The following is a 25,701-nucleotide window of genomic DNA, read 5'->3' as shown; positions in this document are numbered from 1 at the left end:
CAACGTGCGGCAGATTTTCATCTCTTGGTGACGTACAACTCATAACAACAAAAGGAAAACCATCATGCGTCGTTGCACACTGCTTTTCGCCACCCTGCTATTGCTCTTCAGCCAATGGGCAGCCGCCGACTATCGCATCGGCGTCAGCATCGCCAGGGTCGACGACAACTTCATGACCTACGTGCGTAACGGCCTGGACGAGGCCGCGAAAAAGGAAAACGTGCAGATTCAGTTCGAGGACGCCCAAGGCGATGTGGTGCGCCAACTCAACCAGGTCCAGGGCTTTATCAACCAGCAAGTGGACGCGGTCATTGTCCTGCCGGTGGACACCTCCGCCACGGCCAATATCACCCGCGCCGCAGTCGAAGCGAAGACGCCGCTGGTCTACGTCAACCGTCACCCGGACGAGCGCACCTTGCCCAAAGGCGTCGTCACCGTCGCGTCCAATGACATCGAGGCCGGACAGCTGCAAATGCGCTACCTGGCCGAAAAGCTCGGCGGCAAGGGCAACCTCGCGATCATCATGGGCGACCTGGCGCAAAACGCGACCCACGACCGCACCGAAGGCGTCAAACAGGTGCTCAAGGATTATCCCGGGATCAAGATTGTCGAGCAGCAAAGCGCCGAGTGGCAACGCAACAAAGGGATGGACCTGACCAGCAACTGGCTATTGGCGGGCAGCCGTTTCGATGCCATCGTCGCCAACAACGACGAAATGGCCATCGGTGCGGCCATGGCCTTGCAACAGGCCGGCAAAGCCAAGGGTGAGATCGCGATTGTCGGCATCGACGGCTTGCCTGACGGCCTGGCGGCGATCAAGCGTGGGATGCTGGTCGCCTCGGTGTTCCAGGACCCCAAGGCCCAGGCGACCAGCGCGGTACAGGCAGCGCTCAAGATGATCAAGGGAGAACCCGTGGAATCGGACGTCTGGGTGCCCTTTCAGTTGATCAAGCCTGAGCAGTTGGCGGTGTTTGAACAACATTACAAGTAGCGACACGCTCGACACTTCGCCGCGATCCCGGCCAGGGGTCAGCGGCGACTCAGCGAACAGAGGTCTGACCTGCCGTTCGCTCGAAAATCGCCCCCTCTATACCCAGCACTTCACGCGTATCGGCATAGATCCCGATGCCCTTTTCCCAGACGTGCTTGATCGACTGATCGGCGCAACGAATCCGGTAATTGAGTTCGAACGGCTCGTTGCGCGACAACGCATATTGCACCTCGCGCCAGACGTAGTCGGCATCCTGCGCCAGGATCAGGCTGTTGTAAGTGAACTCATGATTGTCCACCAGCCGCTCCGCGGGATATCCGGTCAGTTGCAGGCAACCGGCACTGACAAACTCCATGGTCCAGTCGCGGTTGTTACGGCCCCGATAGATCAGCCCGGGCATGCTATCGAGCAGGCTCATGCTGCTGCGCTGACTGGCCTGCAAAGCAATTTCGCGGCGTTTGTGTGCCGTGACGTCCCCGACGACCAGATAGAACCCCTGCGGACCGCGCTTGAGGCTCACCTCGAACCAGCGTAAGTCACCCGAAGGATGTACAAAACGCAGGCGCTGATTGAACGAGGTATCGGGGCGCCGACGCAGCTCATGCAAGGCCTTGCGCCACAACGGGCGGTCTTCCTGGTGCACATAATCGATGAGGTTGCGCTCCGCGCCCGGCGGCCCCATCAACTCGGCCCAGGCCAGGTTGAAGTGAGCGATCTGGCCGTTGTCGCGCAATTCCAGCAGGGCGGCGGGAAAGCGATCCATCAGGTGCACGCTCGGTGTCTGTGCAAAAGCTTCCAGGCTTTCCCTCATCTAATGACGCTCCTCGTGCCTTACCGATGCGCCGTTGTGTACCCACGCCGCCAACTCCAGACGTGAGTGCAGGCTGAACTTCTGCAACAGATTCCTCACATAGATCTTGACCGTACCATCGCTGATTCCCAGTTCCCGGCCGATCTGTTTATTGCTCATGCCGGCACCGATCAGGGCCAGGGTCTGCCCCTCGCGCTCGGTCAGGTTGCCTGTATCTGGCAGGTCCGGATCGTACGCAGGCCGGCTCACCGATTCGTCCTGATCGGCCAGCAAGGCAACCAGGGTTGCATCCAGAACGATCGCGCCCTTGTGGCAATTGCGCATGTAGCTCAACAACGCATCGGGCTCGGTTTCCTTGAGCACATAACCACTGGCCCCCAGGCGCAAGGCCGTCAACAGCTCGGCGCGATCCATCGACGCGGTGAGCACCACCACTTGGCAGTCGAGGCGCAACTGACGCAGTTCATCGAGCACCTGCAAACCGCTCAAGCCGGGCATGTGCAAATCGAGCAAGACCTGCTGCGGCGCCAGGCTCACGGCCAGGTTGATGCCTTCGCGACCGCTGGCCGCCTGCCCCACCACCTCGAAGTCGTCACTGGCGCCGAACAGCTGCGCCAGGCCTTTGCGAAACAGCGGGTGATCATCGATCAGTAATAAGGTCGTGCAGTCCATCGAAACTCCCCTGTGGCTGGTCTTGGTGGCAGCGAAGGCCAAGGTGTACGCGGACCCCGTGCGGGCGGATCGCTTCAATTGTCAGTCGGGCGCCAATGTTTGCGGCGCGCTCGCGGATAATCGCCAGACCGAAATGATTGGCCTCCCCTGACGCCGGACTGAGCCCAATGCCGTCATCCTCCACCGAAATGGAAACATCACCGTCCTGGTTTTGCCGCAACTCGATGCGGACATGCCGCGCATGGGAATGGCGCACCGCGTTGGCCAGTGCTTCGCGAATAATCTGCAAAATCTGTAACTCGGTTCCCGGGCTCAAAGCGTCGTCAGCCAGGCGGTTGTCCAGCTCGAACACGATGATGCAGCGCCGCGAGAACTCGGCGACCGAGTCGGCCAGTGCCTGGCGCAATGAGCGCCCGTCCATGGTCAGACGCGCACTGGTAATCAACTCGCGCACCTGGCGCTGCAACTGGCTCAAGCCGGCGCACAGGTCCTGCAAACCCGCAGTGGCTTGTTCCGGCTCGCCCAACTGGGATTGCAGGCCATGGGCCTGGAACGACAGGTAACCGAGTTGCTGTGCCACCGAGTCGTGCAGCTCACGGGCCAAGGCACCGTGGCGGGACGTCGCCTGTTTGCGCTGCTGCTCACGGTTGTAGCTGCGCAAGCGCACAGCCATGCCTACCGCCTGCGCCACCTCTTCCAGTAACTGGCGCCAACTGGCACCGGCCCGTTTCGGGCTATCGAGCAGCAACACGCCCTTCTGGCCCTCGGGCAAGGCGCACACCAGGCGGTGCACGCCGCGTTGCCGGCACGTGCCGCAGCTTTGGGGGGTGTCTGCCGCGCTTGCGTCGCGCCAGGGACAAGTCGCCACGTCCTGGCACCCCTCGATCAAACCGCGTCGCGTCGGGCTAAGGTCCTCGCCGCCGAGGATCAGGTTCAACCTGGCAGGCGGCAGCAGTGCGTCGAAACGGTCCAGAAAACCCGATAAGGCACCGTCAGCGTGCGCCTGGCTCAAGGGCAAGCCGGCCAACAGCTTACGCACGCTGCGGGCCTGTTCAGGGCGCACAGGCCCTAACCAGAGCGGCCACCACTGCGGTCGTGTTCGCACTCTCGATAACTCCCCGTCCAGTTGCTCCACATTCCTCGAATACCAGCAACTTCCATGCCCCGGACGGCCGTGTAGCAAGGCTTATCTCCAAAGGCATAGCCCTTTTTCCAGATTGAGAAGATTTTCCCCATAGGAAAGTATCTCTCCCAACAGGAAATAAAAAAGCACTTTGGAGAGCCCGCATGAAGCCCACCCTTAGCCGCCCCATCGTGGTAATGCAATCAGCAACCGTCTGCACAGAGGTTGTCGCTGAACTGGACAATCCCCTGCTGTTGAACGGCGAACAAGCCGACTTCACCCGGCACCTGCAACAGGCCTTGGCCAGCGCAACCGTGGGGTGTCGGCTCTACCTGCTGGGCGATGAAGCTTTTGTCTGGCGTGTTCACGGCCAGGCTCGCGCCGCTGGCCTGGAAGACGACGAGATCAGCATGACCTGCGCAACGCCCGGCCTGCGCCAGGTGTACTGCGCGCACTGTGGCCTGACCCAGGCGGCCGGGCCGGAGTCGTCGCTGAACTGCATCGGTTGCCACGTCGGGCTGGAGGTGCGCACGCATTTTTCCCGGCGCCTGGGGGCTTACCTCGGTGTGTGCAACAACCCCGACCAACCCTATGCGGCATTCCAGCCATGAGCGCGATCCTCGACGTTCAGGTCAGCGCGGCAAGAATGCTCACGCCGGTGGTGCGCGAATTCACCCTGAGGGCCTGCGACGGCGCCCTGCCCGGCTTCTCGCCCGGCAGCCATGTGCAGGTGCATCTGCCACTGGCCGAGGGCAAGGTGCGCAACGCCTACTCGCTCACCAGCGACCCGGCACACACCCAACACTACCGCATCGCCGTGCGTTTGCAGGACGCTTCTCGTGGCGGCTCGCAGTACCTGCATCGCCAGGTGCAGGTCGGCGACACCTTGCAGATTTCGCCACCGGCCAATCTGTTCGCCCCCCACGGCACTGCACGCCTGCATATCCTGATCGCCGCCGGCATCGGCATCACGCCGTTCATGGCCTATATCGCCGCGATGGAACAGCAGCAGGCCGATTTCGAACTGCATTACCTGTTCCGCCCGGGCCTGAGCGACGCCTACCTCGACGAACTGCAACAGCGCCTCGGCGCGCGCCTGCATGCCTATGACAGTCGCCCCGACCTGAGCCAGATCCTCGCCGCCCGACCGCTGGGCAGCCACGTCTACACCTGTGGCCCGCAGCCTCTGCTCGACGCGGTTGAGCGTGAGGCCTCACGCCTCGGTTGGCCGCGCAAACGCGTGCATTCGGAAGCGTTCAAAGGCGCACAACCCGGCCAGCCCTTCGACCTGCACCTGCTGCGCAGCGAGCGGCGCCTGCGGGTGGAGGCCGAGCAGAGCCTGCTCGAAGCCCTGGAACACGCCGGGTTGCAAGTGCCCAACCTGTGCCGTGGCGGGGTCTGCGGCCAGTGCATCACACGCCACGGCGGCGGTGCCATCGAACACCGCGACAGCTTCCTCAGCCCGGCCGAGCAGGCCGACTTTCTGATGCCCTGCGTCTCACGCGGCAGCGGCCCCTGCATTTCGCTGGACCTATAGGAGTGAGTGACATGCCCCTGCAAGCGAGCCCCGTGCTGAGCTATCGCGATGACTTCAGCTTTCGCAACAGCCCTGCGGCAATCCGCCGTTTCCCCTTTCCCTTTGTCGAGGACAGCTACCTGTACTCGGTCAATATCGAACCGGCCACCTCCCGCGACCCCGGCTCGATCTATGAGCACGCCTTCGACATCGACGAGCACTACCGCTCGGAAATGGCCGAGCGCGCCCTGGTGCTGGACCAGGACCCGCGCCGCTACCTGGTGATGCCGCACATGCAAGTGGCAGCCTGGGATGCCTTGCAGATGCTGATGGAACACCTGGCCGCCGACTACCCGCAGTGGTTCAGCCTGGCGCGTGACGGCGACCGCTGGCATTGGCGCAACCGCCTGCTGGAGATCGATCAGCCGTTCATTTTCGGTGATGCCACCAGCCTGCCCTGCGCGCCGCTGGAGTTCATCGGACGACAGGTTCAGGGGGATTTCGCCCTGCTCGATCAACGTGACGGCGATCTGTACATGGACGCCGGCCTGGTCACCAGTCCCGCTGACTGGTCCCTGGCCTTCGACGCCGGCATGAGCTTCAAGCAGTGGCATTCACCGGTGCCCATGGCCCACCAGATGGGCGTGTTCGACCGTGCGCTGAAGTATCTGCTCAACCTGCAAGTGGGTCAGCCGGTGCGGCGCCTGAACTGGACCCTGACCATCAAGCCGCGCCTGGATTCCTCGCCCGAGACGTTCCATGAATGGGGCGCCGACCGCGGCCGCATCACCGGCGAAAACGTCGGCCAACAGGTGCATCTGCGCGTCGAGCTGCAAGTGATGGCCCGTCTGCCGCGCAGCAACGCGGTGATGTTCAGCATCCGCACCTACCTGATCAGCCTGGACGAACTGGTCACCCAACCCGGCTGGGGTTGTCGCCTGCACCGCGTATTGCGCGACCTGCCCGATCCCATCGCCGACTACAAGGGCATGACCCGCTACCGACACACGCTGGTCGAGTGGCTAAGCCAGTTCGATCCAATCGCCTAACCCTTTTTTCCCGACAAGGATCTCCACATGACCCATTCATGGCGTATTTCTGCATTGGCCGAGCGGCACCGCGTCCTCGGTTCGAACCTTGAAGACTGGAACGGCATGGGCACCGCCTGGACCTACAGCAGCGCGCTGGCCGACCACCACGAAGCGATCCGCACCCGCGCCGGCCTGATGGACGTGTCGGGGCTGAAAAAAGTCCATTACGTGGGTCCCCACGCCGAAAGCCTGCTGCAATGGGCTACCACCCGCGACATCGCCAAACTCTACCCCGGCAAATCGGTGTACGCGTCGATGCTCGACGAGGACGGCAAGTTCATCGATGACTGCATCGTCTACCGCACCGGGCCTAACGCGTTCATGGTGGTCCACGGCGCCGGCGCCGGTCACGAAATGCTGGTGCGCTCATCCCAGGGCCGGCAAGTGGCGGTGTTGTTCGACGACGACCTGCACGACTTGTCGCTGCAAGGGCCGCTGGCGGTGGACTTCCTCGCCGAACACGTGCCCGGCATTCGCCAGTTGCCGTACTTCCATCACCTGCAAACGCGCCTGTTCGAACGCCCGGTAATGATCTCCCGCACCGGCTACACCGGCGAGCGCGGCTACGAGATTTTCTGCAAGGCGGCCGACGCGCCATTCCTGTGGGACAGCATCCTCGAACAGGGCGCCAGCCTGGGGATTATCCCGTGTGCCTTCACCGCGCTGGACTGGCTGCGGGTGGAAAGCTCGCTGATGTTTTTCCCCTATGACAACTCGCAGATGTACCCCTTCGCCGACCAGAAGGCCGGCGACACCCTGTGGGAAATGGGCCTGGATTTCACCGTCTCGCCCGGCAAACAAGCCTTCCGTGGCGCCGAAGAACACCTGCGCCTGCGCGGCCAGGAGCGTTTCAAGATCACCGGTGTGCTGCTCGAGGGCGTACGCCCGGCCGAGGCCGGCGACACCCTGTGGCAGGGCAACCAGCAAGTCGGCGTGATCACCTGCGGCATGTACTCGCGCCTGAGCAAACGCTCGATGGCCATCGCCCGCCTGAACGTCGCCTGCTCGGTGCCCGGTATTGCACTGCAGGTACGCGGCAGCCTTGAAGCGGGCGCCGTGACCCATGCCCTGCCCTTCGACGACCCGGAAAAAACCAAACGCACGGCCAAGGGCTGAGCCGCCCCTTTATTTAATCAGGAGCCTTCAATGGACGCCTCCAGCGAACATTACATTCTCAAGATCACCTGCCCGGCGGCATCCGGGATCATCGCCGCGATCAGCGCCTGCCTGGCCCGGCAGCATTGCTACATCAGCGAATTGGCGCAGTTTGACGACGAGTTCACCGGGCAGTTTTTCATGCGCGCGGTGTTCCGTTTCAACACCGGCGTCGACGGTGATATAGGCACCCTGCGCGAAGGGCTGGGCGACCTGGCCGGCGGCTTCGACATGCAGTGGCAATTGTTCAGTTCGCGCCAACCGACCCGGGTGCTGCTGATGGTCAGCAAGTTCGACCATTGCCTCACCGATCTGCTCTATCGCCACCGCAAGGGCGAGATGGACATGCACATCACCGCCGTGGTCTCCAACCACCTGGACCTGCGGGCCATGGCCGAGCGCGAGGGCATCCGCTTCATTTACCTGCCCATCACCAAGGACAGCAAGGCCAGCCAGGAGGCCGAGCTGATGCGCATCGTCGAAGACACCCAGACCGACCTGGTGGTGCTCGCGCGCTACATGCAGATTCTGTCCGACGGCCTGTGCCAGCAGTTATCGGGACGGGCGATCAACATCCATCACTCGTTCCTGCCCGGGTTCAAGGGCGCCAAACCCTATCACCAGGCCTACGACCGCGGCGTGAAGCTGATCGGTGCCACTGCCCATTACGTCACCAGCGACCTCGACGAGGGGCCGATCATCGAGCAGGAAATCCAGCGCGTCGACCACACGCACCTGCCCGATTCGCTGGTCGCCATCGGCCGCGACACCGAAACCGTCGCCCTTTCAAAAGCCCTGAAATACCACCTGGAACACCGGGTATTCATCAACCAGGACAAGACAGTGATCTTTCGCTGAAACCCTTCAGGAGGCACGCTCATGACACTACGCGTAGCAATCATCGGCGCCGGCCCGTGCGGCCTGGCCCAACTTCGCGCCTTCCAGTCGGCCCGCGACAAGGGCGCCGCCATTCCCGAACTGGTGTGCTTTGAAAAGCAACAGGACTGGGGCGGCATGTGGAACTACACCTGGCGCACCGGTCTGGACGAGAACGGCGAGCCGGTGCACGGCAGCATGTACCGTTATCTGTGGTCGAACGGCCCCAAGGAATGCCTGGAGTTCGCCGACTACACCTTCGAAGAACATTTCGGCCGGCCGATCGGCTCTTACCCGCCACGGGAAGTGCTCTGGGACTACATCAAGGGCCGCGTCGAAAAAGCCGGGGTACGGGATTACATCCGTTTCAACAACGTGGTGCGCCAGGTCACTTTTGACGAAGCGACTCGCCGCTTCACGGTGGTTGCCCACGACCACGGCAGCGATACCCAGACCTCGGAAGAGTTCGACTATGTGATCAACGCCTGCGGGCACTTTTCGACGCCGAAGATGCCGTACTTCCCCGGATTCGAGCAGTTCGGCGGGCGCATCCTGCACGCCCATGATTTCCGCGAGGCGCTGGAGTTCAAGGGCAAGGACCTGCTCATCGTCGGCAGCAGCTATTCTGCCGAAGACATCGGTTCCCAGTGCTACAAATACGGCGCCCGCAGCATCACCAGTTGCTACCGCACCGCGCCCATGGGCTATGACTGGCCCGCCAATTGGGAGGAAAAGCCGCTGTTGCAGCGCCTGGAAAAAAACCGCGCGTACTTTATCGACGGCACCCACAAGTCCATCGATGCGGTGATCCTCTGCACCGGCTACAAACATCACTTCCCCTTCCTGCCGGATGAACTGTGCCTCAAGACCGATAACCGGTTATGGCCGATGAACCTGTACAAAGGCATTTTCTGGGAGTCCAACCCGCAACTGATCTACCTCGGCATGCAGGACCAGTGGTACTCCTTCAACATGTTCGACGCCCAAGCCTGGTACGCCCGCGATGTGATCCTGGGGCACATTCAACTACCCGGCCTGGCCGACATGATCGCCGACAGCCGGCAATGGCACGAGCGGGAACAGACACTGGAAACCAACCAGCAGATGTTCGAATACCAGGGCGCCTACATCCAGCACCTGGTGGACGCCACCGACTACCCGAACTTCGATATCGCCGCCGTCAATGAAACCTTCCTGCACTGGAAGCATGACAAAGCGGAAAACATCATGGGTTATCGCGACAAGTCCTATCGCTCGTTGATGACCGGCACCCAGTCACCGCCGCACCACACCCCCTGGCTGCATGCGCTGGACGACTCGATGGCGGCGTACCTCGCCGAGCCGCCGACGTCCATCACGTCGGTCGGCTGACCAGGAGGTTCATCATGCATGCACCTCGTGTCTCTCATCCCCGGGAGCCCGGACTGTTTGCCCGGGCGCCGACCCTGGAGCGCTATCGGGTAGCGGCCGGCGGCCTGACGCTGGTGGCCTTGCAGCCCGGGGACAGCCTGCAAGTGATCAACCTTGAAGGACAGCAACCCTGTGAACTGCTGGCCGTGGACGCCAACGGTCGCAGCGCGCTGGCGGCCTGGGCATTGAGCGGTTCGGCGGCCTGCGGGTTCATCGGCGCACGGCTCGCCGAGCCAACCGTGCAAGCTCGGCGTATCAACCAGGCGCTGAGCCGGCGCGGCGTTGAGCCATACCAATTGCCCAGCGCAGCTTCGCTCTGGGACGAGGACAGTCCTGCCGACTTCAGTCGCCACTTTGTCGCCAGCGATGAACTGCTGGTGATTGTCGCTGCACCCGCGGGCCCCACGTCCGTCGATCGACAGTACCGGCCCAGCGAACTGCGGTTGTGGGTGACCCGGGCCAATCCCTCGGCGCTGCTGCTCCCGGCACTACCCGAACCGTTGGGCGAGTTGCTCGACGAATTCACAATTCACGCCGGTACCGCCCACAGTTACACCGTCGGCAAAGGGCAGTACGTGCAGGTGCTGGACGTCGCCGGTCGCCAATGCTCGGACTTCGTCGCCCTCGATCGACGGGCACTGGATCGCGGCCTGGAGCTGGAGCTGGACCAGACCGTCACCCGCACCTTGAACGGCAGCGCCTACCCCGCTCCGGGACTGTTCTCGAAATTTTTCGATCGGCAGATGCAGCCGATGCTGGAGGTGGTGCGTGACACCGTGGGCCGCCACGACTCCTTCGCCCTGGCCTGCGCCGCGCGCTACTACGAGAGCCATGGCTACTTCGGGCACGACAACTGCAGCGACAACCTGAGCCGGGCCCTGGCGCCCCATGGGGTCGAGGCGCGCAGCGGTTGGCCGGCGATCAATTTGTTCTTCAACACCGGGATCGACGCCCACCAGCAGATGACGCTCGACGAGCCCTGGTCGCGTCCCGGTGATTACGTGCTGCTGCGGGCCATGACCGATCTGCTGTGTGGCAGCACCTCATGCCCGGATGACATCGACCCGGCCAACGGCTGGAACCCGACCGATATCCAGGTCCGCATCTACAGCGAAAAGGAGCGTTTTTCCATCGCCATGAGCACTCGAACCACGGCCGATGCCGACCCGATCCTCACCCGTGAGTCCGCGTTCCACTCACGCACCAGCACCTTGACCGGCAGTTTTACCGACTACCGCAATTGGTGGCTGCCGCTGCGCTACGACGGCTATGGCGCGATCGAGGAATACCTCGGTTGCCGTGAACGCGTCGCGGTGATGGACCTGACCGCCCTGCGCAAATTCGAAATCATCGGCCCCGACGCCGAAGCCTTGCTGCAGTACTGCCTGACCCGGGATGTGCGGCGCCTGGCGGTGGGTCAAGTGGTGTACTCGGCGATGTGCCACGAACACGGCGGCATGCTCGACGACGGCACCCTGCTGCGCCTGGGCCCGGACAATTTCCGCTGGATCTGCGGCGAGGATTACGCCGGGGTCTGGCTGCGCGAACAGGCGCAAAAGCTCGGCATGAAGGTCTGGGTCAAATCCGCCAGCGAACAGATTCACAACCTGGCCGTCCAGGGCCCGATGAGTCGTGAACTGCTCAAGCAGATGGTCTGGACCCCTGCGACCCAACCGAGCCTGGAAACCCTGGGCTGGTTCCGATTCCTGGTGGGCCGCCTGGACAGTTACGACGGCTGCCCACTGATGATCTCACGCACCGGCTACACCGGCGAACTGGGCTACGAAGTCTGGTGCCAGCCCGAAGACGCCGAGCGGGTCTGGGACCGGATCTGGAAACTGGGCCAGCCGTTGGGCCTGGTGCCGCTGGGCCTGGAAGCGCTGGACATGCTGCGCATCGAAGCCGGGCTGATTTTCGCCGGCTACGAGTTCAGCGACCAGACCGATCCTTTCGAGGCGGGTATCGGCTTTTCTGTGCCGATGAAAAGCAAAACCGACGACTTCATCGGCCGCGATGCGCTGTTGCGGCGCAGCGCCCACCCCGCCCACAAGCTGGTGGGCCTGCAACTGAGTGGCAACGAAGCCGCCCACCACGGTGACCCGGTGTATCGCGGGCGGGCCCAGGTCGGGGTCATCACCAGTGCCTGCCGCTCGCCGCTGCTGGCCAGCAACATCGCGCTGTGCCGGGTCGATGTGGCCTGCGCCGACGTCGGCACCACGCTTGAGATCGGCAAAGTCGATGGCCTGCAGAAGCGCATCAGCGCCGAGGTCACCGCAGCGATTTTCTACGACCCGGAAAAGAGCCGGGTGCGTAGTTGATCGACCAGACGGACCTGGGCGCCACCCTGACTTTGACTGCCGCCACTCCTCCGCTACTCAGACATGGGAATACGAAGATGGAAGCGACTACGTTCGAGACCGTACCGCAGGCCGCCAGCTCAGTGGGCAGCCTGCACCGCAAGATCGATTGGCGCGGGGCTTTCTGGGTCGCCAGTGGCGTGCCCGCGCTGGTGCTGTTTTCAATCGGCGCGATTGCCGCCACGGTGGGCAAACCGGCGTGGATCGTCTGGATCGTGTCGATCCTGTTCGGGTTTATCCAGGCCTTCACCTACGCCGAAATCGCCGGACTGTTCCCGCACAAATCCGGCGGTGCCTCGGTCTATGGCGCGGTCGCCTGGGTGCGTTACAGCAAGCTGATCGCACCGGTTTCGGTGTGGTGCAACTGGCTGGCCTGGTCGCCGGTTTTGTCTATCGGCTCGGGACTGGCGGCCGGTTATATCCTCACCGCACTGTTTCCCGCCGATGCATTGATCAATACCTGGCAACTGACCCTGCTCGATCTGGGCTGGATCAAGAGTGGCCTGTCGCTGCGAATCAATGCGACATTCGCCATCGGTCTGCTGATCCTGCTGACGGTTTTCGCCGTGCAGCATGGCGGCATTCTGCGCTCGGCGCGCCTGACCCTGGTGCTCGGCGTGACATCGCTGGTCCCCCTGCTGCTGGTGGGCGTGGTGCCATTGTTCACCGGTGATTCGGCCCAGGCCAATTTCCTGCCGTTGTACCCCCTGGCCCATGATGCGGCCGGGCAAGTGATCGATGGGCCCTGGGATCTGTCCGGCTGGTCGCTGATGGCCGGCGGTCTGTTCATGGCCGCGTGGTCCACCTACGGCTTCGAAACCGCGGTGTGCTACACCCGGGAATTCAAAGACCCCAAGCGCGACACGTTCAAGGCGATTTTCTATGCGGGCCTGCTGTGCATCCTGGTGTTCACCCTGGTGCCCCTCGCGTTCCAGGGCAGCCTGGGGCTCGGTCAACTGGTGACACCGGCCGTGCTGGACGCCAGCGGTGCAGTGGTTTCGCCGGCGGTCTACAGCGGCCTGTTGTCGCCCGCAATCTACAGCGGCATGGGCGTCGGCCAGGTAATGGCGGACAGTATCGGCGGCGGCAAACTGGTCGCCAACATCGTGCTGATCATGCTGGTCCTGGCCACCTTGCTGGCGATCATGACGTCGATGTCCGGCTCATCGCGCACCTTGTACCAGGCGTCGGTGGACGGCTGGCTGCCGAAGTACCTGGGCCGCACCAATGAACACGGCGCACCCACCGCCGCGATGTGGACCGACCTGTCTTTCAACCTGCTGCTGTTGCTGATGTCCGACTATGTCTTCGTGCTCGCCGCGTCCAACGTCAGCTACATCATCTTCAACTTCCTCAACCTCAACGCTGGCTGGATCCACCGCCTGGATCGTCCCGACTGGATACGCCCGTACAAAGCCCCTACCGTGCTCCTGGCAGCCGGTGGTGTGCTGAGTTTCGTCAACCTGGCCTGCATGGGGCTGGGCGCCGATATCTGGGGCGCGGGCACCCTGATGACCGGCCTGCTGCTGGCGCTGTTGATCCTGCCGGTGTTCTGCTACCGCCACTATGTGCAGGACAAGGGGCTGTTCCCCGAAGCCATGCTCAACGATCTTTACGTTCAGGCCGACACGGGTCAGAAACGTGCTGGCTGGTTGCCTTACCTCACGCTGATCGCGGGTGTCCTTGTGGTGTACGGCAGCCATCAATTGGTAGTCTGAGCGCCCTTGCCTGCAGATCCCTGATGAATCATCGAGGTGCAACGACACCTCGGTGATGATTTCGTCCCTCTATCCATCAAGACAACGGTGACTCTTTTGATCAGCACCACCCCCGCACTTGCCCGCGACATCGACGGCAAGGCCATCTCCGCCCAGGTTCTCAATGAGGTGCGAGAAGAGGTTCTGACCCTCGCGCAGCAGCACATTTACCCCGCCCTGGCGGTACTGTTGGTGGGTAACGACCCGGCCAGCGAGGTTTATGTACGCAACAAACTGCTGCGGGCCAAGGATGTCGGCATCCGCTCACTGGAGTACCGTCTGGCAGAAAACACCAGCCAGCATCAGGTGCTGGAACTGATTACCCAACTGAACGCCGATGCCACGGTGAACGGCATTCTGGTGCAATTGCCGTTGCCGGGGCATATCGACGAGGCGGCCGTCATCCATGCCATCGACCCGATCAAGGATGTGGACGGTTTCCATCGGGAAAACGTCGGCGGCCTGGTGCAAGGCATAGAAGTCCTTACACCTTGCACGCCCAGCGGCTGCATGCGTCTGCTGCAGGAAACCTGCGGTGATGTGAGCGGCCTGCACGCCGTGGTCGTCGGGCGCTCGAACATCGTTGGCAAGCCCATGGCGACCTTGCTGTTGCAGGCTCACTGCTCGGTCAGCGTGGTGCATTCACGCAGCGTCGATGCCCCGGCGTTGTGTCGACTGGCCGATATCGTCGTTGCAGCGGTAGGCCGTCCGGGGCTGATTGATGCCAGTTGGCTCAAGCCTGGAGCGGTGGTGATCGATGTCGGGATCAATCGTATTACCGACGGGTCCGGCAGCCATCTGGTAGGCGATGTCGACTATGCCAGCGCGCGCACCGTCGCCAGCGCGATCACGCCGGTACCTGGTGGTGTCGGGCCGATGACCATTGCTTATCTGCTGAAGAACACCCTGATCGCCAGCCAGTTGCAGCATGCGGCCCAGGCTCGTGGGCAGACATCTGCCAGCCCACTCGAGGGTGTAGTGCTGTTCACTTAAGCCGTTCCCGGAGATTCTGATCTTCTGTTCCTAGCGTGTTTTTGGGTGGGATTGGTGTGTATATCCGTTGCTGCGGTAACGGCGGCTTAGGGTTCCGCTCTTACAGCGGCTCACTTTTGAGAAGCGCAAAAGTAAGCAAAACGCTTCATGCCCCACCCCTTGGTGCCTCGCTTAGGCTCGGCATGCCTGAACGAAGGCATTGCTCCGTGGGCCGCCGCGAAGGGCCATCCATGGCCCAGCGCGGCTAACCCGGCATCCATGCCGGGTTGCCCACTGCGCAATACCTGCGTTCAGCCAGCGTGGTTAACGGGGCGCCCGAGATCAACGTCCACCGCGAGGCGGCCTGATAGCCGACCTGGTTCTTGGCGGACCGTGTTCCCCTGTGGGAGCGGGCTTGCTCGCGAAGGCGGTGCAGCAGTTTGCGGTGATGTTGGATGTGCCGGCCTCATCGCGAGCAAGCTCGCTCCCACAGGGGATCTTGGGTTTTCTTGAGTCTTGTGTTCACAGCAGGACCATTGTGGGAGCGAGCCTGCTCGCGATAGCAGTGGCTCAGCCACATAGGCTCTTGCTTTGCTTTGGATTTTGATCTCGGCGCCCCGTTAACCACGATGGCCGCACGCAGGCCTTGCGCAGTGGGCACCTCGGCATGGATGCCGAGGTAGCCGCGCTGGGCCATGGATGGCCCTTCGCGGCGGCCCACGGAGCAATGCCTTCGTTCAGGCATGCCGAGCCTAGGCGAGGCACCGAGTGGTGGGGCAGGAGCGTTTTGCTTACTTTTGCGCTTCTCAAAAGTGAGCCGCCGTCAGGGCGGAACCATAAGTAGCCGTTACCGCAAAAACGGATATGCACACCAAACCATATAAATATCGGGCCTTCTCAAATAAAGCCAAAAACAACTGTAACGATCAGTGGTTGTAAGCACGCTCGTTATGTTCAGCCAGGTCCAGCCCCATCTCCTCCACCGACTCATTGGCGCGCAAGCCGATCACCGCGTTGATCACCTTGAGAATGAGCCAACTGATGACAAAGCAGTAGACCGTCGTCAGCAACACGCCTTTGATTTGCGCCACGACCTGGGCACCCATGGTCACACCTTCGACCAATCCTCCCACCGACGGCACGCAGAACACCCCGGTCAACACCGCGCCAATCATTCCGCCAATGCCGTGCAAACCGAACACATCGAGGCTGTCATCATAACCAAAGCGACGCTTGAGCACGGTGACGCTCAAGTAGCAGAACACCCCGCACAGCAAACCGATGGCCAACGCACCCCCGACGCCGACATAGGCACACGCTGGGGTGATGCCGACCAGACCGGCCAAGGCACCACTGGCGAGGCCCAGAGCGCTTGGTTTGCCAACCTTGAACCACTCGGTGAACATCCAGCCGAGAATGCCGGCGCAGGCCCCCAACTGGGTGTTGAGCATGACAATGCCAGAAGTGCCATTGAGGCCACCGCCGGAACCGATGTTGAAACCGAACCACCCCACCCAGAGCATCGCCGCACCGGCCATGGTCAGGCTCAGGTTGTGGGCTGGCATCGGCGTGTTCTGATAGCCCTTGCGCTTGCCGAGGATCAGGCACGCGGCCAAAGCGGCGACGCCGGCATTGATGTGCACGGCGGTGCCACCGGCGAAATCGAGTACCCCCCAGTTATGCATCAACGCGCCCGCACCACCCCAGACCATATGCGCTACCGGGGCATACACCAGGGTGAACCACAACGCCATGAACCACAGCGCCGCCGAAAACTTCATGCGTTCGGCGAATGCACCGGCAATCAGCGCCGGGGTGATGATCGCGAAGGTCATCTGGAAGGTCACGAACACGCCCTCCGGAATATCTCCTACCAGGCTCTCCGGAGTCATGCCCGCCAGAAAGGCCCGGCTCAGGCCGCCGACAAAGCTGCTGAAGGTCACCTGCCCTTCGACCATGCCGGTGCTGTCGACCACCATGCTGTAGCCATAGATCACCCACAACACGCCGACCAGGCCGGCGATGCCGAAGCACTGGGTGAACAGCGAAAGCATGTTTTTTGCGCGCACCAGTCCGCCGTAGAACAAGGCGAGACCTGGTAGGCACATGAACAACACCAACACCGCGGCAGTGACCATCCAGGCAGTGCTGCCTGTGTTCAAAGTCGGCGTCTCGGCCGCCTGCGCCAGCGGCACAAGCACACCGGTAGCCAGTAAGCCAAGAAGGGATTTGCCAAGAAGACGATTGACCATGTTCAAAGCTCCTGCAAAGAAAGGTGGGTGTCGGGCAGCGAGCAGTAAAGAATGAGATACGGGCCTTCTCGGCCTCTCGAATATAAATGCCATGAACAGGACTTGTGGGAGCGAGCCTGCTCGCGATAACGGTGGGTCAGCTTGCATCGGTCTTGACTGTGCCGCCGTCATCGCGAGCAAGCTCGCTCCCACAGGTTTTGGTCAGTAACCGGTACCGGAACCCGGAACCCAGTTGGTCCCCGCCAACGGCACCCGGGCCATGGCCGCCGACTCCACGGTCAGCGCTACCAGATCCTCGGGATCGAGGTTGTGCAGGTGCGATTTGCCGCAAGCCCGGGCCATGGTCTGGGCTTCCAGTACCAACACGCGCAGGTAGTTGGCCAAGCGGCGGCCACCCTCCACCGGATCCAGTCGCTTGGACAGTTCCGGGTCCTGGGTGGTGATCCCGGCCGGGTCGCGGCCGTTCTGCCAGTCATCGTAGAAACCGGCGGCCGAGCCGATTTTCTTCAGTTCCTCGTCCAGGCGTGGATGATTATCACCCAAGGCAATCAGCGCTGCCGTCCCGATGGCCACCGCATCCGCCCCCAGCGCCATCGCCTTGGCGACGTCGGCACCGTTGCGAATCCCGCCGGAAACGATCAGTTGCACCTTGCGATGCATGCCCATCTCCTGCAAAGCCTGTACCGCTTGCGGGATGGCCGACAGAATCGGAATCCCCACGTGTTCGATAAACACTTCCTGGGTCGCCGCCGTGCCGCCTTGCATGCCATCGAGCACAATCACATCCGCCCCGGCCTTCACGGCCAACTTGACGTCGTAGTACGGCCGACTTGCGCCGATTTTCACGTAGATCGGTTTTTCCCAATCGGTGATTTCGCGCAGCTCGGCAATCTTGATCGCCAGGTCATCCGGGCCGGTCCAGTCCGGGTGGCGGCAAGCGCTGCGCTGGTCCACGCCGATGGGCAAGGTACGCATGCCGGCCACCCGCTCGGTGACTTTCATCCCCAGCAACATACCGCCGCCACCGGGTTTGGCGCCCTGCCCCAGGACGATTTCAATCGCGTCAGCCTTGCGCAAGTCGTCCGGGTTCATGCCGTAGCGCGACGGCAAGTACTGATAAACCAAATGCTGCGACTGGCCGCGCTCCTCCGGGGTCATGCCGCCGTCACCGGTGGTGGTGCTGGTGCCCGCGATGGTCGCGCCACGACCCAAGGCTTCCTTGGCATTGGCCGACAACGCACCGAAACTCATGCCGGCAATGGTCACCGGAATCTTCAGGTGGATCGGCTTCTTGGCAAAGCGGTTGCCGAGGATCACGTCGGTGCCGCATTTCTCCCGATAGCCTTCCAGCGGGTAACGCGAAACGCTGGCACCGAGCAGCAGTAAATCATCGAAGTGCGGCAGTTTGCGCTTGGTGCCGCCGCCGCGAATATCGTAGATGCCGGTCTCGGCGGCTCGCTGGATTTCCTGGATGGTCAGGCGGTCGAAGGTGGCTGACTCGCGCAGTACCGGAGCCGTTTTTTGGCTGATGGGGTCGCTCATATCTGTTCTCCTCGCGCGGATCAGTACGCGGACGCGTTATCGACTTTGAAGTTGTACAACTGACGGGCCGAACCGTAGCGCTTGAAGTCAGCCGCCTTGTGCGCGAAACCGGCACGGTTCAACAGGTCCTGGAGCTCCTGGAGGTGCTCGGTGCGCATCTCTTTCTCGACGCAATCGGAACCCAGGGACTCCACATTGCCCTTCACGTAGATGTGGGTCTCGTACAAGGAATCGCCCAGCGCATCGCCAGCATCGCCGCAGACCACCAGACGCCCGGCCTGCCCCATGAAGCAGCTCATGTGGCCGATGCTGCCGCCCACGACAATGTCGATGCCCTTCATGGAAATGCCGCAACGCGCGCCGGCATCCCCTTCAATCACCAGCAGCCCGCCATGGGCCGTGGCACCGGCCGCCTGGGAGGCGCTGCCTTTGACGCGGACGTAGCCCGACATCATGTTCTCGGCGCAGCCGACACCGACATTGCCGTGAACGGTGATCGAGGCCTTTTGATTCATGCCCGCGCAGTAGTAGCCGGCGTGTCCCTGAATATCGATGGACAGCACTTCGTTCACCCCGACCGCGAGGTTGTGCTTGCCGTCCGAATGAGTCACCACCCATTCGCGCTCTTCAACGCTGTTGACCTGGTCGTGCAACGCCTGATTGAGTTCACGCACGGTGGCAGTGGAAAGATCGATGGTTTTCATGTGTGCGCCCCTTAAGCTGACTCGCGTTCCCAGATGTACATAGTGGCCGGTGCCGGCTCCCAGACCTTGGCGTGCTCGATGCCCGGCAGGCTCGACAGGGCCTGATACTCGGACGCCATGGCGACGTAATCGTCGGTCTCGGCGAGGATCGCCGGCTTGCAGGCAATCGGGTCGCGGATTACGGCAAAACCGTTGCGGGTGCCGATGGCGAAGGTGAAGAAACCGTCCAGATCCTCCAGCGAGTGATCCAGCGCTTCTTTCAATGAGTCACCCTGCTGCAGGCGCCAGGTCAGGTAGCCGGCGGCCACTTCGGTGTCGTTGTCGGTCTCGAAGTGGATGCCTTCGCGCTTGAGTTCCTGCCGCAGGCGGAAGTGGTTGGACAGCGAGCCGTTGTGCACCAGGCACAGGTCGGCACCGGTAGAAAACGGGTGGCTGCCTTCCATGGTCACCGCGCTTTCAGTGGCCATGCGGGTGTGGCCGATGATGTGGCTGCCCTTCATGCCGGCCAGGCCGAAACGTTGGGAAATTTCCTGGGGCAAGCCCATGCCCTTGAGGATTTCGATGCTCTGGCCGGCGCTCATGATGCGCACGCTCGGCGCCAGTTCGGCGAGGGCCAGACGTACCGGCGCCTCTTGGGCATTGACTTTGAGCACGGCAGCGCTGGCGTTCTGGAACCAGTCCAGCGAACAGCCGAGGCGCCCTTCCAGTTCGCCCATCAGGGCTTTCCAATCGAAGCCTTCGGTGGTTGCCTGCAGGGTCAGCTTGACCCAGCCGTCCGCCACTTCATCGCCATAGATGGCAAACCCGGCACTGTCCGGCCCACGGTCGGTCATGGCCTGCAACATGGGTTCGAACAGCTTGCCGAGCTGGGACTCCAGCTGCGGGTTTTTCAAGTAAAGACCTACGATCCCACACATAACAAAGTCTCCTTCGAAGGCACTGAACACTCGACGCCGTGCCGGGTGCCCGAATGGTTGTCAAAACACTGAGGGTCAGAAAAATTCGGTGTAGCGCTGGATCTCCCAGTCGGAGACGTGGCGGCTGTACTCCACCCATTCCATGCGCTTGAGCTTGATGAACTCGCCCACGATCTGCGGGCCCAGCACCTCGGCGAACAGCGGGTCGGCTTCCAGGGCGTCACAGGCTTCCTTGAGCGATTGCGGCAGGGTCTTGATGCCCCGCGCGGCGATCTGTTCCAGGCTCAGGCTGTAGAGGTTTTCATTGCAGACATGGTCGATTTCCAACTGGCGATCGATGCCATCCAGGCCGGCGGCGATGATCGAGGCGCTGACCAGATAGGGATTGCAGCCAGCGTCCGGCAGGCGGAACTCCAGGCGGCCGTAAGGCACCCGCACCATGGCCGAACGGTTGTTGGCGCCGAAGGCGATAAAGGCCGGCGCCCAGGTCGCGCCGGACAACGAATTGCCGACCACCAGACGCTTGTAGGAGTTGACCGTCGGCGCGGCGAAGGCACACAGCGCCGGACCATGGGCCAGCAAGCCGGCGGCAAAGTGATAAGCCATTTTCGACAGGCCCATGCCGCTGGGGTCGCTGGCGTCATGAAACAGGTTTTTATTTTCGACGCTGCTGATCGACAGGTGAAAATGCATGCCGTTGCCAGCGCGTTTCGGGTCCGGCTTGGGCATGAACGAGCAGATCATGCCCAGGTCATTGGCGATTTCGCCGGCGGCCATGCGAAAAAACGTGAAGCGATCCGCCGAGGTCATGGCGTCGCTGTAGGTGTAGTTAATTTCGAACTGGCCGTTGGCGTCCTCGTGGTCGATTTGATAGACCTCGAAATCCACGGCCTGCAAGGCTTCGGTCAAGCGTTCAAGGAAAACCCGGGAGCGCGACAGGCCTTTGTAGTCGTAGCAAGGCTTGTCCAGGTTGTCGCTGGGGTCCACCAGTTGCAGTTTGCCCTGCTCGTCACGACGCATCAGGTTGAACTCGGGCTCCAGGCCAGTGTTGAGCGTCCAACCCTTTTCTGCCAGGCGCTGAACTTGTTGCTGCAACACATAACGGCTGTCGTACGGATGCGGCTTGCCGTCGACGTGACCGATGCACACTACGCGCCCGTAACCCGGCTGCCAGGGCACCGGGGTCAGAGTGGACAGATCGCCACGGGCCATGAAGTCCGGTCCGTGGGGCTCCATGCCCATGCCGCTGATCGCGAATCCGGCAAAACCCGCCCCCTCTTCGGCGACGGTCTTGAGCCCACAGATAGGCACCGACTTGGTTTTGGCCGCCCCGTGTATATCCACAAACTGCGCAAGCACGTACTTGATTGCGTGCTTGTCGATGATGCGCTGGGTTTCTGCTGGCAACATTGCTCGTCACTCCTCGCGAAAGGGCAAAACATTGTGGATGGGCCTGGACTGACTTTTTATTCCTAAAAAGAAAGTTAGTTTCCCAATAGGAATGCAAGGCCCTTGCCAGATTCGCGAGTGAAGCGCCGACGCTCCTCAGAAAGCGTTTTTGTGCTGTATATATGGGAAAATTCTTTTCCCCGTGGGAATATCGCTCGACAGACGCGAGCGGAACGCCGCCATTTGCACTTTCTCAGTGCGAAACTAATATTACTGAACGGAAAGTGTGCAGGATTGATGACTATGTCGACCGAAACCGCCCCGCGCCTCAAGCTTGAGCAATACCTGGGATTGCAGATCAAGCGCCAGCGCCAGGCTCAGGATCTGAAACTGTCTGACGTGGCCAAGATTGCCGATATCAGCCAAGGCATGTTGAGCAAGATCGAAAACGCCCAGGTGTCCACCAGCCTCGATACCCTGAGCCGCCTGTGCGACGTGCTCGGCCTGCCACTGTCCAAGTTGTTCAGCGAATACGACCAGCAAGACGGCAGTGCGCTATTGGTCAAGGCTGACCAGGGCATGGAAGTAGTGCGCCGTGGCACCGAGAAAGGCCATACCTACCACCTGCTCAACCATACTCGCGGGCCGAAGAAGAGTTTCGAGGCCTATATGGTCAGCATGGATGACGCGAGTGAGGAGTTTCCGACCTTCTCTCACCCCGGCACCGAATTCCTTCACCTGCTGGAAGGTGAACTGATCTATCGCCACGGCAATCAGCTTTACCGCATGGAAGCGGGCGACAGCCTGACGTTCGAAGGCGAAATCCCCCATGGCCCCGAGCAACTGGTGCAGGTGCCTATCCGCCTTTTGTCGATCATGAACTACGGCAACGACAAAGAGTAACGCCCCCCTGTGGGAGCAAGCCCGCTCCCACATTTTTGACCGCGCTCGCTCGACGGAAACGAGTCACCTTCCCTCGCAAAAAATTCCCCTCAGTTAAAAATCTTTCCAAAACCCCTAGACGTCCCGCCTCCACTCCCCTATAAAGCCAAATCAGGAATATTTTATTCCTAACAAGAAAACGCGCTCAAGGAATGAGCCTGCTGTCCTCAGACATTTTTCGCTATGCGATGAACTGCCGCCATCATCCCGAGGACGTGTCATGCAACACGAAAAAAACCATTTCATCATCAAGATCACCTGTCCCGCGGTGTCCGGCATCGTCGCAGCCGTCACCACCTATCTGGCGGACAACGGTTGCTACATCGGGGAGATGGCGCAATTCGACGACGACTTCAGCGGCCGCTTTTTCATGCGTGCGGTGTTCCGCTTCAACGACGGCCATCAGGGCAGCATTCAACAGATCAAGGACGGTTTCGCCGACGTCGCCAAGGCGTTCGAGATGACCTGGGAACTGCACGACACCCGCGAGCCGATGCGCGTGTTGCTGATGGTCAGCAAGTTCGACCACTGCCTGACCGACCTGCTCTACCGCTACCACAAGGGCGAGATGGACATGACCATCACCGCCATCGTCTCCAACCACCTCGACCTGCGGCCCATGGCCGAACGCGAAGGCATTCGCTTCATCTACCTGCCGGTGACCCAGGACACCAAGGCTCGGCAAGAAGCCGAACTGATGAAGATCGTCGACGACACCGGCACCGAGCTCGTGGTGTTGGCGCGCTACATGCAAATCCTCTCCGATGACCTGTGCAAGCAGCTCTCAGGCCGGGCGATCAACATTCACCATTCGTTCTTGCCCGGCTTCAAAGGCGCCAAGCCGTATCACCAGGCCTACCAGCGTGGCGTGAAGCTCATTGGCGCCACCGCTCACTACGTCACCAGCGACCTCGATGAAGGACCGATCATTGAGCAGGAAGTGCAGCGCGTCGATCACGTCTACCTGCCCGACGACCTGGTCGCCACCGGCCGTGACACCGAAACCGTGGCCCTGTCCAAGGCGGTCAAGTACCACCTGGAGCACCGGGTTTTCCTCAACCAGGACAGAACGGTGATCTTCCGGTGAACATGCACAAACTGATCGACGGCAAAGCCACTGCCGCCCGCGTGCTGGTACAGGTCCGCGAGGACGTGGAGCGCCTGCGCGAGCAGGCCATTGAACCGGCACTGGCGGTGATCCTGGTGGGCAGCGACCCGGCCAGCCAGGTCTATGTGCGCAACAAGATCCTGCGCGCCGAAGAGGTGGGTATCCGCTCGCTGGAACATCGGCTGCCTGCAGACACCAGCACTGAACAGTTACTCATTCTGATCGCTCGACTGAATGCCGATCGCTCGATCCACGGCATTCTCCTGCAACTGCCGCTGCCTGCTCATATCGATGAATTACGCGCGCTGGAAGCTATCGCGCCGGACAAGGACGTCGATGGTTTCCACAGTCAGAACGTCGGCGGCCTCAGCCAGGGTCGCACGGTACTCGCGCCTTGCACCCCCAGTGGTTGTTTGTATTTGCTGGAACAAACCTGCGGCGATCTGCGCGGCAAGCACGCGGTGGTGATCGGCCGCTCGAACATCGTCGGCAAACCCATGGCCGCGTTGCTGCTCAGGGCTGACTGCTCGGTGACTGTCCTGCATTCGCGCAGCCCGGATCCCCAGGCGCTGTGCCGCCAGGCCGACATCGTCATCGCCGCCGTGGGTCGCCCGCGGTTGATCGACGCCAGTTGGCTCAAGCCTGGCGCCGTGGTGATCGACGTCGGCATCAACCGCATCGACGACGATGGCCGCAGCCGCCTGGTGGGCGACGTCGACTTCGACAGCGCCCTGGCGCACGTCGCGGCGATCACCCCGGTACCCGGTGGAGTCGGCCCGATGACCATTGCCTTCCTGATGAAAAACACCGTCACCGCAGCCCTTGCACAACACCGGGCCCTACGCAGCCAATCGGAGGCCTTATGCCATTCAATCTATTGAAATACGGGCTGAGTTCGCAGTACCCGGTGGAAGTGGACCTGCCGCCACCACGGGAACTCAAACCGAGCTATGACGTGGTGATCATCGGTGCCGGCGGTCACGGCCTGGCCACCGCTTATTACCTGGCCAAGTACCACGGCATCACCAACGTCGCGGTGTTGGAGAAGTCCTACCTGGGCGGCGGCAATACCGCGCGCAACACGGCGGTGATCCGCTCCAACTACCTGACCAGCGAAGGCGTGCGCTTTTATGCCGAGTCGGTGCGGATGTTCCAGTCGCTGTCCAACGAATTCGATTTCAACATCATGTATTCCGAGCGCGGCCAACTGACCCTGGCCCACACCGATGCCACGGTGCGCTCGTTCCGCCAGCGCGCCGAGGTCAACAAGCACTTCGGCGGTCGCACCGAGATGATCGACCGCCAGCAGATCCGCGAACTGGTGCCCAGCCTCAACCTCGATCCCGGCCACTTGCCGGTGCTCGCCGGCCTGTGGCACATCGACGGCGCCACCGCGCGCCACGACGCCGTGGCCTGGGGCTACGCCAAACAGGCCGCCAAGCGTGGCGTGGAAATCCATCAGCTCACCGAAGTCCAGGACCTGATCATCGAGAACGGCGCCATCACCGCCGTCAAGACCAATCGCGGCACCATCAAGTGCGGTTGCGCGGTGCAGGCGATTGCCGGGCACAGTTCATTGCTGATGGCCAAGGCAGGGATTCGCTCGCCGATTCAGACCTTCCCGCTGCAAGCGATGGTCACCCAGCCGTTCAAGCCGTTCCTCGACCCGCTGGTGAGTTCCTCTGCCCTGCACTGCTATGTGCAGCAAACGAGTCGTGGCGAGGTGGTGTTTGGCGGCGGCTCCGACCCCTATCCGCTGTTCAATACCCGTTCCACGCTCGATTTGAAGGAGAGCCTGCTGGCCCATGCCATCGAGATGTTCCCGTTCCTGGCCAACGCCAAGCTGATGCGCCAATGGGCCGGGATCACCGACATGACCCCGGACTACAGTCCGATCATGGGCCTGTCGCCGGTGAAGCATTACTACCTCGACGCGGGCTGGGGCACCTGGGGGTTCAAGGCCACGCCGATCTGCGGCAAGACCATGGCCGAGTTGGTCGCCAGCGGCGGCAAGGTGCCGGAGCTGATCAAACCCTTCGGCCTGGAACGTTTCTCAACCTTCCAGCAAGTCAACGAGATGGGCGCTACGGCGGCCAGTCACTGACGGAGAGCGGAC

Annotated in this window: 22 protein-coding genes and 1 pseudogene; 14 read left to right on the top strand and 9 right to left on the bottom strand. The window is 61.9% G+C overall.

The genetic code is table 11. The annotated features are described in order from the left end of the window. The first annotated feature begins 64 nt into the window (after positions 1 to 64). Positions 65 to 991, top strand: a complete 927-nt coding sequence (locus HU749_RS12875; protein ID WP_046062860.1) for a sugar ABC transporter substrate-binding protein — start codon at positions 65 to 67, stop codon at positions 989 to 991. Positions 992 to 1,040: 49 nt separating this feature from the next. Here HU749_RS12875 and HU749_RS12870 read toward each other — a convergent pair whose 3' ends face one another. The 3 genes from HU749_RS12870 to HU749_RS12860 are packed head-to-tail and all read right to left on the bottom strand — an operon-like array spanning position 1,041 to position 3,537. Then, positions 1,041 to 1,802: a PAS domain-containing protein gene (locus tag HU749_RS12870; RefSeq protein WP_079301950.1), complete on the bottom strand. Its 762-nt coding sequence runs from the start codon at positions 1,800 to 1,802 to the stop codon at positions 1,041 to 1,043. Beyond that, positions 1,803 to 2,474: a response regulator gene (locus HU749_RS12865; protein WP_046062862.1), complete on the bottom strand. Its 672-nt coding sequence runs from the start codon at positions 2,472 to 2,474 to the stop codon at positions 1,803 to 1,805. After that, the gene (locus HU749_RS12860) at positions 2,443 to 3,537 is read right to left on the bottom strand and encodes an ATP-binding protein (RefSeq protein ID WP_186651006.1); all 1,095 of its coding nucleotides are present in this window, start codon (positions 3,535 to 3,537) and stop codon (positions 2,443 to 2,445) included. The genes HU749_RS12865 and HU749_RS12860 overlap by 32 nt, the downstream gene beginning before the upstream one ends. Positions 3,538 to 3,761: 224 nt before the next feature. On the opposite strand from HU749_RS12860, the gene HU749_RS12855 reads away from it, so the two are divergent. The 9 genes from HU749_RS12855 (at position 3,762) to HU749_RS12815 (ending at position 14,752) form a co-directional block, all read left to right on the top strand. Continuing rightward, positions 3,762 to 4,208: a dimethylamine monooxygenase subunit DmmA family protein gene (locus HU749_RS12855; protein WP_079301951.1), complete on the top strand. Its 447-nt coding sequence runs from the start codon at positions 3,762 to 3,764 to the stop codon at positions 4,206 to 4,208. After that, positions 4,205 to 5,134 (top strand): PDR/VanB family oxidoreductase, encoded by a 930-nt coding sequence (locus HU749_RS12850; protein ID WP_186651008.1) that lies wholly within the window; start codon positions 4,205 to 4,207, stop codon positions 5,132 to 5,134. The genes HU749_RS12855 and HU749_RS12850 overlap by 4 nt, the downstream gene beginning before the upstream one ends. An 11-nt stretch (positions 5,135 to 5,145) precedes the next feature. Next, positions 5,146 to 6,162, top strand: a complete 1,017-nt coding sequence (locus tag HU749_RS12845) for a heme-dependent oxidative N-demethylase family protein (protein WP_186651010.1) — start codon at positions 5,146 to 5,148, stop codon at positions 6,160 to 6,162. 27 nt (positions 6,163 to 6,189) lie between these two features. Then, positions 6,190 to 7,320, top strand: coding sequence for an aminomethyl transferase family protein (locus HU749_RS12840; RefSeq protein WP_186651012.1), 1,131 nt, complete (start codon positions 6,190 to 6,192; stop codon positions 7,318 to 7,320). Positions 7,321 to 7,350: 30 nt separating this feature from the next. Next, complete coding sequence (purU, locus tag HU749_RS12835; protein WP_014338957.1) at positions 7,351 to 8,217, top strand: formyltetrahydrofolate deformylase; 867 nt, start codon at positions 7,351 to 7,353, stop codon at positions 8,215 to 8,217. A 21-nt stretch (positions 8,218 to 8,238) separates the two neighbouring features. Continuing rightward, positions 8,239 to 9,606 carry a trimethylamine monooxygenase gene (locus HU749_RS12830; protein ID WP_186651014.1) on the top strand — a complete coding sequence of 456 codons (1,368 nt, stop codon included), beginning with the start codon at positions 8,239 to 8,241 and terminating at the stop codon, positions 9,604 to 9,606. A 14-nt stretch (positions 9,607 to 9,620) separates the two neighbouring features. After that, a complete protein-coding gene (locus tag HU749_RS12825; protein WP_186651016.1) occupies positions 9,621 to 11,963 on the top strand; it encodes a trimethylamine N-oxide demethylase in 2,343 nt (780 codons plus the stop codon). A 77-nt stretch (positions 11,964 to 12,040) separates the two neighbouring features. Then, positions 12,041 to 13,720 (top strand): APC family permease, encoded by a 1,680-nt coding sequence (locus tag HU749_RS12820; protein WP_014338954.1) that lies wholly within the window; start codon positions 12,041 to 12,043, stop codon positions 13,718 to 13,720. Between the two features lie 87 nt (positions 13,721 to 13,807). Then, on the top strand, positions 13,808 to 14,752 hold the full coding sequence (locus HU749_RS12815; RefSeq protein ID WP_186651017.1) for a bifunctional 5,10-methylenetetrahydrofolate dehydrogenase/5,10-methenyltetrahydrofolate cyclohydrolase: 945 nt from the start codon (positions 13,808 to 13,810) through the stop codon (positions 14,750 to 14,752). A gap of 589 nt (positions 14,753 to 15,341) precedes the next feature. On the opposite strand, the pseudogene HU749_RS29220 reads toward HU749_RS12815, so the two are convergent. The 6 genes and pseudogenes from HU749_RS29220 to glnT all read right to left on the bottom strand — a co-directional run. After that, positions 15,342 to 15,428, bottom strand: a pseudogene (locus tag HU749_RS29220) (nucleoid-structuring protein H-NS); the annotation flags it as partial. Positions 15,429 to 15,657: 229 nt separating this feature from the next. Next, complete coding sequence (locus HU749_RS12810; RefSeq protein ID WP_186652128.1) at positions 15,658 to 16,983, bottom strand: ammonium transporter; 1,326 nt, start codon at positions 16,981 to 16,983, stop codon at positions 15,658 to 15,660. A 201-nt stretch (positions 16,984 to 17,184) separates the two neighbouring features. Continuing rightward, complete coding sequence (locus HU749_RS12805) at positions 17,185 to 18,525, bottom strand: FMN-binding glutamate synthase family protein (RefSeq protein ID WP_003200577.1); 1,341 nt, start codon at positions 18,523 to 18,525, stop codon at positions 17,185 to 17,187. A 20-nt stretch (positions 18,526 to 18,545) separates the two neighbouring features. After that, entirely contained in the window at positions 18,546 to 19,229 is a 684-nt protein-coding gene (locus tag HU749_RS12800) for a GltB/FmdC/FwdC-like GXGXG domain-containing protein (protein WP_186652130.1), read from the bottom strand. 11 nt (positions 19,230 to 19,240) lie between these two features. Beyond that, the gene (locus tag HU749_RS12795; RefSeq protein WP_003200573.1) at positions 19,241 to 20,146 is read right to left on the bottom strand and encodes a class II glutamine amidotransferase; all 906 of its coding nucleotides are present in this window, start codon (positions 20,144 to 20,146) and stop codon (positions 19,241 to 19,243) included. A 75-nt stretch (positions 20,147 to 20,221) separates the two neighbouring features. Next, positions 20,222 to 21,556: a type III glutamate--ammonia ligase gene (glnT, locus tag HU749_RS12790; RefSeq protein ID WP_186652132.1), complete on the bottom strand. Its 1,335-nt coding sequence runs from the start codon at positions 21,554 to 21,556 to the stop codon at positions 20,222 to 20,224. A gap of 282 nt (positions 21,557 to 21,838) precedes the next feature. Here glnT and HU749_RS12785 point away from each other — a divergent pair, with 282 nt between their 5' ends. The 4 genes from HU749_RS12785 to HU749_RS12770 all read left to right on the top strand — a co-directional run bounded on the left by HU749_RS12785 (position 21,839) and on the right by HU749_RS12770 (position 25,689). Further along, entirely contained in the window at positions 21,839 to 22,438 is a 600-nt protein-coding gene (locus HU749_RS12785) for a helix-turn-helix domain-containing protein (protein WP_003200568.1), read from the top strand. A gap of 259 nt (positions 22,439 to 22,697) precedes the next feature. Beyond that, positions 22,698 to 23,564: a formyltetrahydrofolate deformylase gene (gene purU / locus HU749_RS12780; protein WP_079301228.1), complete on the top strand. Its 867-nt coding sequence runs from the start codon at positions 22,698 to 22,700 to the stop codon at positions 23,562 to 23,564. Continuing rightward, positions 23,561 to 24,466 carry a bifunctional methylenetetrahydrofolate dehydrogenase/methenyltetrahydrofolate cyclohydrolase FolD gene (gene folD, locus HU749_RS12775; protein ID WP_186652134.1) on the top strand — a complete coding sequence of 302 codons (906 nt, stop codon included), beginning with the start codon at positions 23,561 to 23,563 and terminating at the stop codon, positions 24,464 to 24,466. The genes purU (HU749_RS12780) and folD overlap by 4 nt, the downstream gene beginning before the upstream one ends. Further along, on the top strand, positions 24,448 to 25,689 hold the full coding sequence (locus HU749_RS12770; RefSeq protein WP_046062874.1) for an FAD-dependent oxidoreductase: 1,242 nt from the start codon (positions 24,448 to 24,450) through the stop codon (positions 25,687 to 25,689). Before folD ends, HU749_RS12770 begins: the two co-directional genes overlap by 19 nt. Positions 25,690 to 25,701 lie beyond the last annotated feature (12 nt).

This window comes from Pseudomonas ogarae (assembly GCF_014268695.2).
In the GTDB taxonomy this organism is placed as follows: Bacteria; Pseudomonadota; Gammaproteobacteria; order Pseudomonadales; family Pseudomonadaceae; genus Aquipseudomonas; species Aquipseudomonas kilonensis.
Note: the sequence above shows the minus strand (reverse complement) of the source record. Positions and strands in the feature narration are given on the sequence as shown.

Coding starts and splice junctions, on each gene's coding strand:
- HU749_RS12820 (WP_014338954.1), top strand. CDS start 12,041: ATGGAAGCGACTACGTTCGAGACCGTACCGCAGGCCGCCAGCTCAGTG.
- HU749_RS12830 (WP_186651014.1), top strand. CDS start 8,239: ATGACACTACGCGTAGCAATCATCGGCGCCGGCCCGTGCGGCCTGGCC.
- purU (WP_079301228.1), top strand. CDS start 22,698: ATGCAACACGAAAAAAACCATTTCATCATCAAGATCACCTGTCCCGCG.
- HU749_RS12770 (WP_046062874.1), top strand. CDS start 24,448: ATGCCATTCAATCTATTGAAATACGGGCTGAGTTCGCAGTACCCGGTG.
- HU749_RS12875 (WP_046062860.1), top strand. CDS start 65: ATGCGTCGTTGCACACTGCTTTTCGCCACCCTGCTATTGCTCTTCAGC.
- HU749_RS12810 (WP_186652128.1), bottom strand. CDS start 16,983: ATGGTCAATCGTCTTCTTGGCAAATCCCTTCTTGGCTTACTGGCTACC.
- HU749_RS12805 (WP_003200577.1), bottom strand. CDS start 18,525: ATGAGCGACCCCATCAGCCAAAAAACGGCTCCGGTACTGCGCGAGTCA.
- HU749_RS12840 (WP_186651012.1), top strand. CDS start 6,190: ATGACCCATTCATGGCGTATTTCTGCATTGGCCGAGCGGCACCGCGTC.
- HU749_RS12850 (WP_186651008.1), top strand. CDS start 4,205: ATGAGCGCGATCCTCGACGTTCAGGTCAGCGCGGCAAGAATGCTCACG.
- HU749_RS12795 (WP_003200573.1), bottom strand. CDS start 20,146: ATGTGTGGGATCGTAGGTCTTTACTTGAAAAACCCGCAGCTGGAGTCC.
- HU749_RS12855 (WP_079301951.1), top strand. CDS start 3,762: ATGAAGCCCACCCTTAGCCGCCCCATCGTGGTAATGCAATCAGCAACC.
- HU749_RS12865 (WP_046062862.1), bottom strand. CDS start 2,474: ATGGACTGCACGACCTTATTACTGATCGATGATCACCCGCTGTTTCGC.
- HU749_RS12785 (WP_003200568.1), top strand. CDS start 21,839: ATGTCGACCGAAACCGCCCCGCGCCTCAAGCTTGAGCAATACCTGGGA.
- HU749_RS12845 (WP_186651010.1), top strand. CDS start 5,146: ATGCCCCTGCAAGCGAGCCCCGTGCTGAGCTATCGCGATGACTTCAGC.
- glnT (WP_186652132.1), bottom strand. CDS start 21,556: ATGTTGCCAGCAGAAACCCAGCGCATCATCGACAAGCACGCAATCAAG.
- purU (WP_014338957.1), top strand. CDS start 7,351: ATGGACGCCTCCAGCGAACATTACATTCTCAAGATCACCTGCCCGGCG.
- HU749_RS12800 (WP_186652130.1), bottom strand. CDS start 19,229: ATGAAAACCATCGATCTTTCCACTGCCACCGTGCGTGAACTCAATCAG.
- HU749_RS12825 (WP_186651016.1), top strand. CDS start 9,621: ATGCATGCACCTCGTGTCTCTCATCCCCGGGAGCCCGGACTGTTTGCC.
- HU749_RS12870 (WP_079301950.1), bottom strand. CDS start 1,802: ATGAGGGAAAGCCTGGAAGCTTTTGCACAGACACCGAGCGTGCACCTG.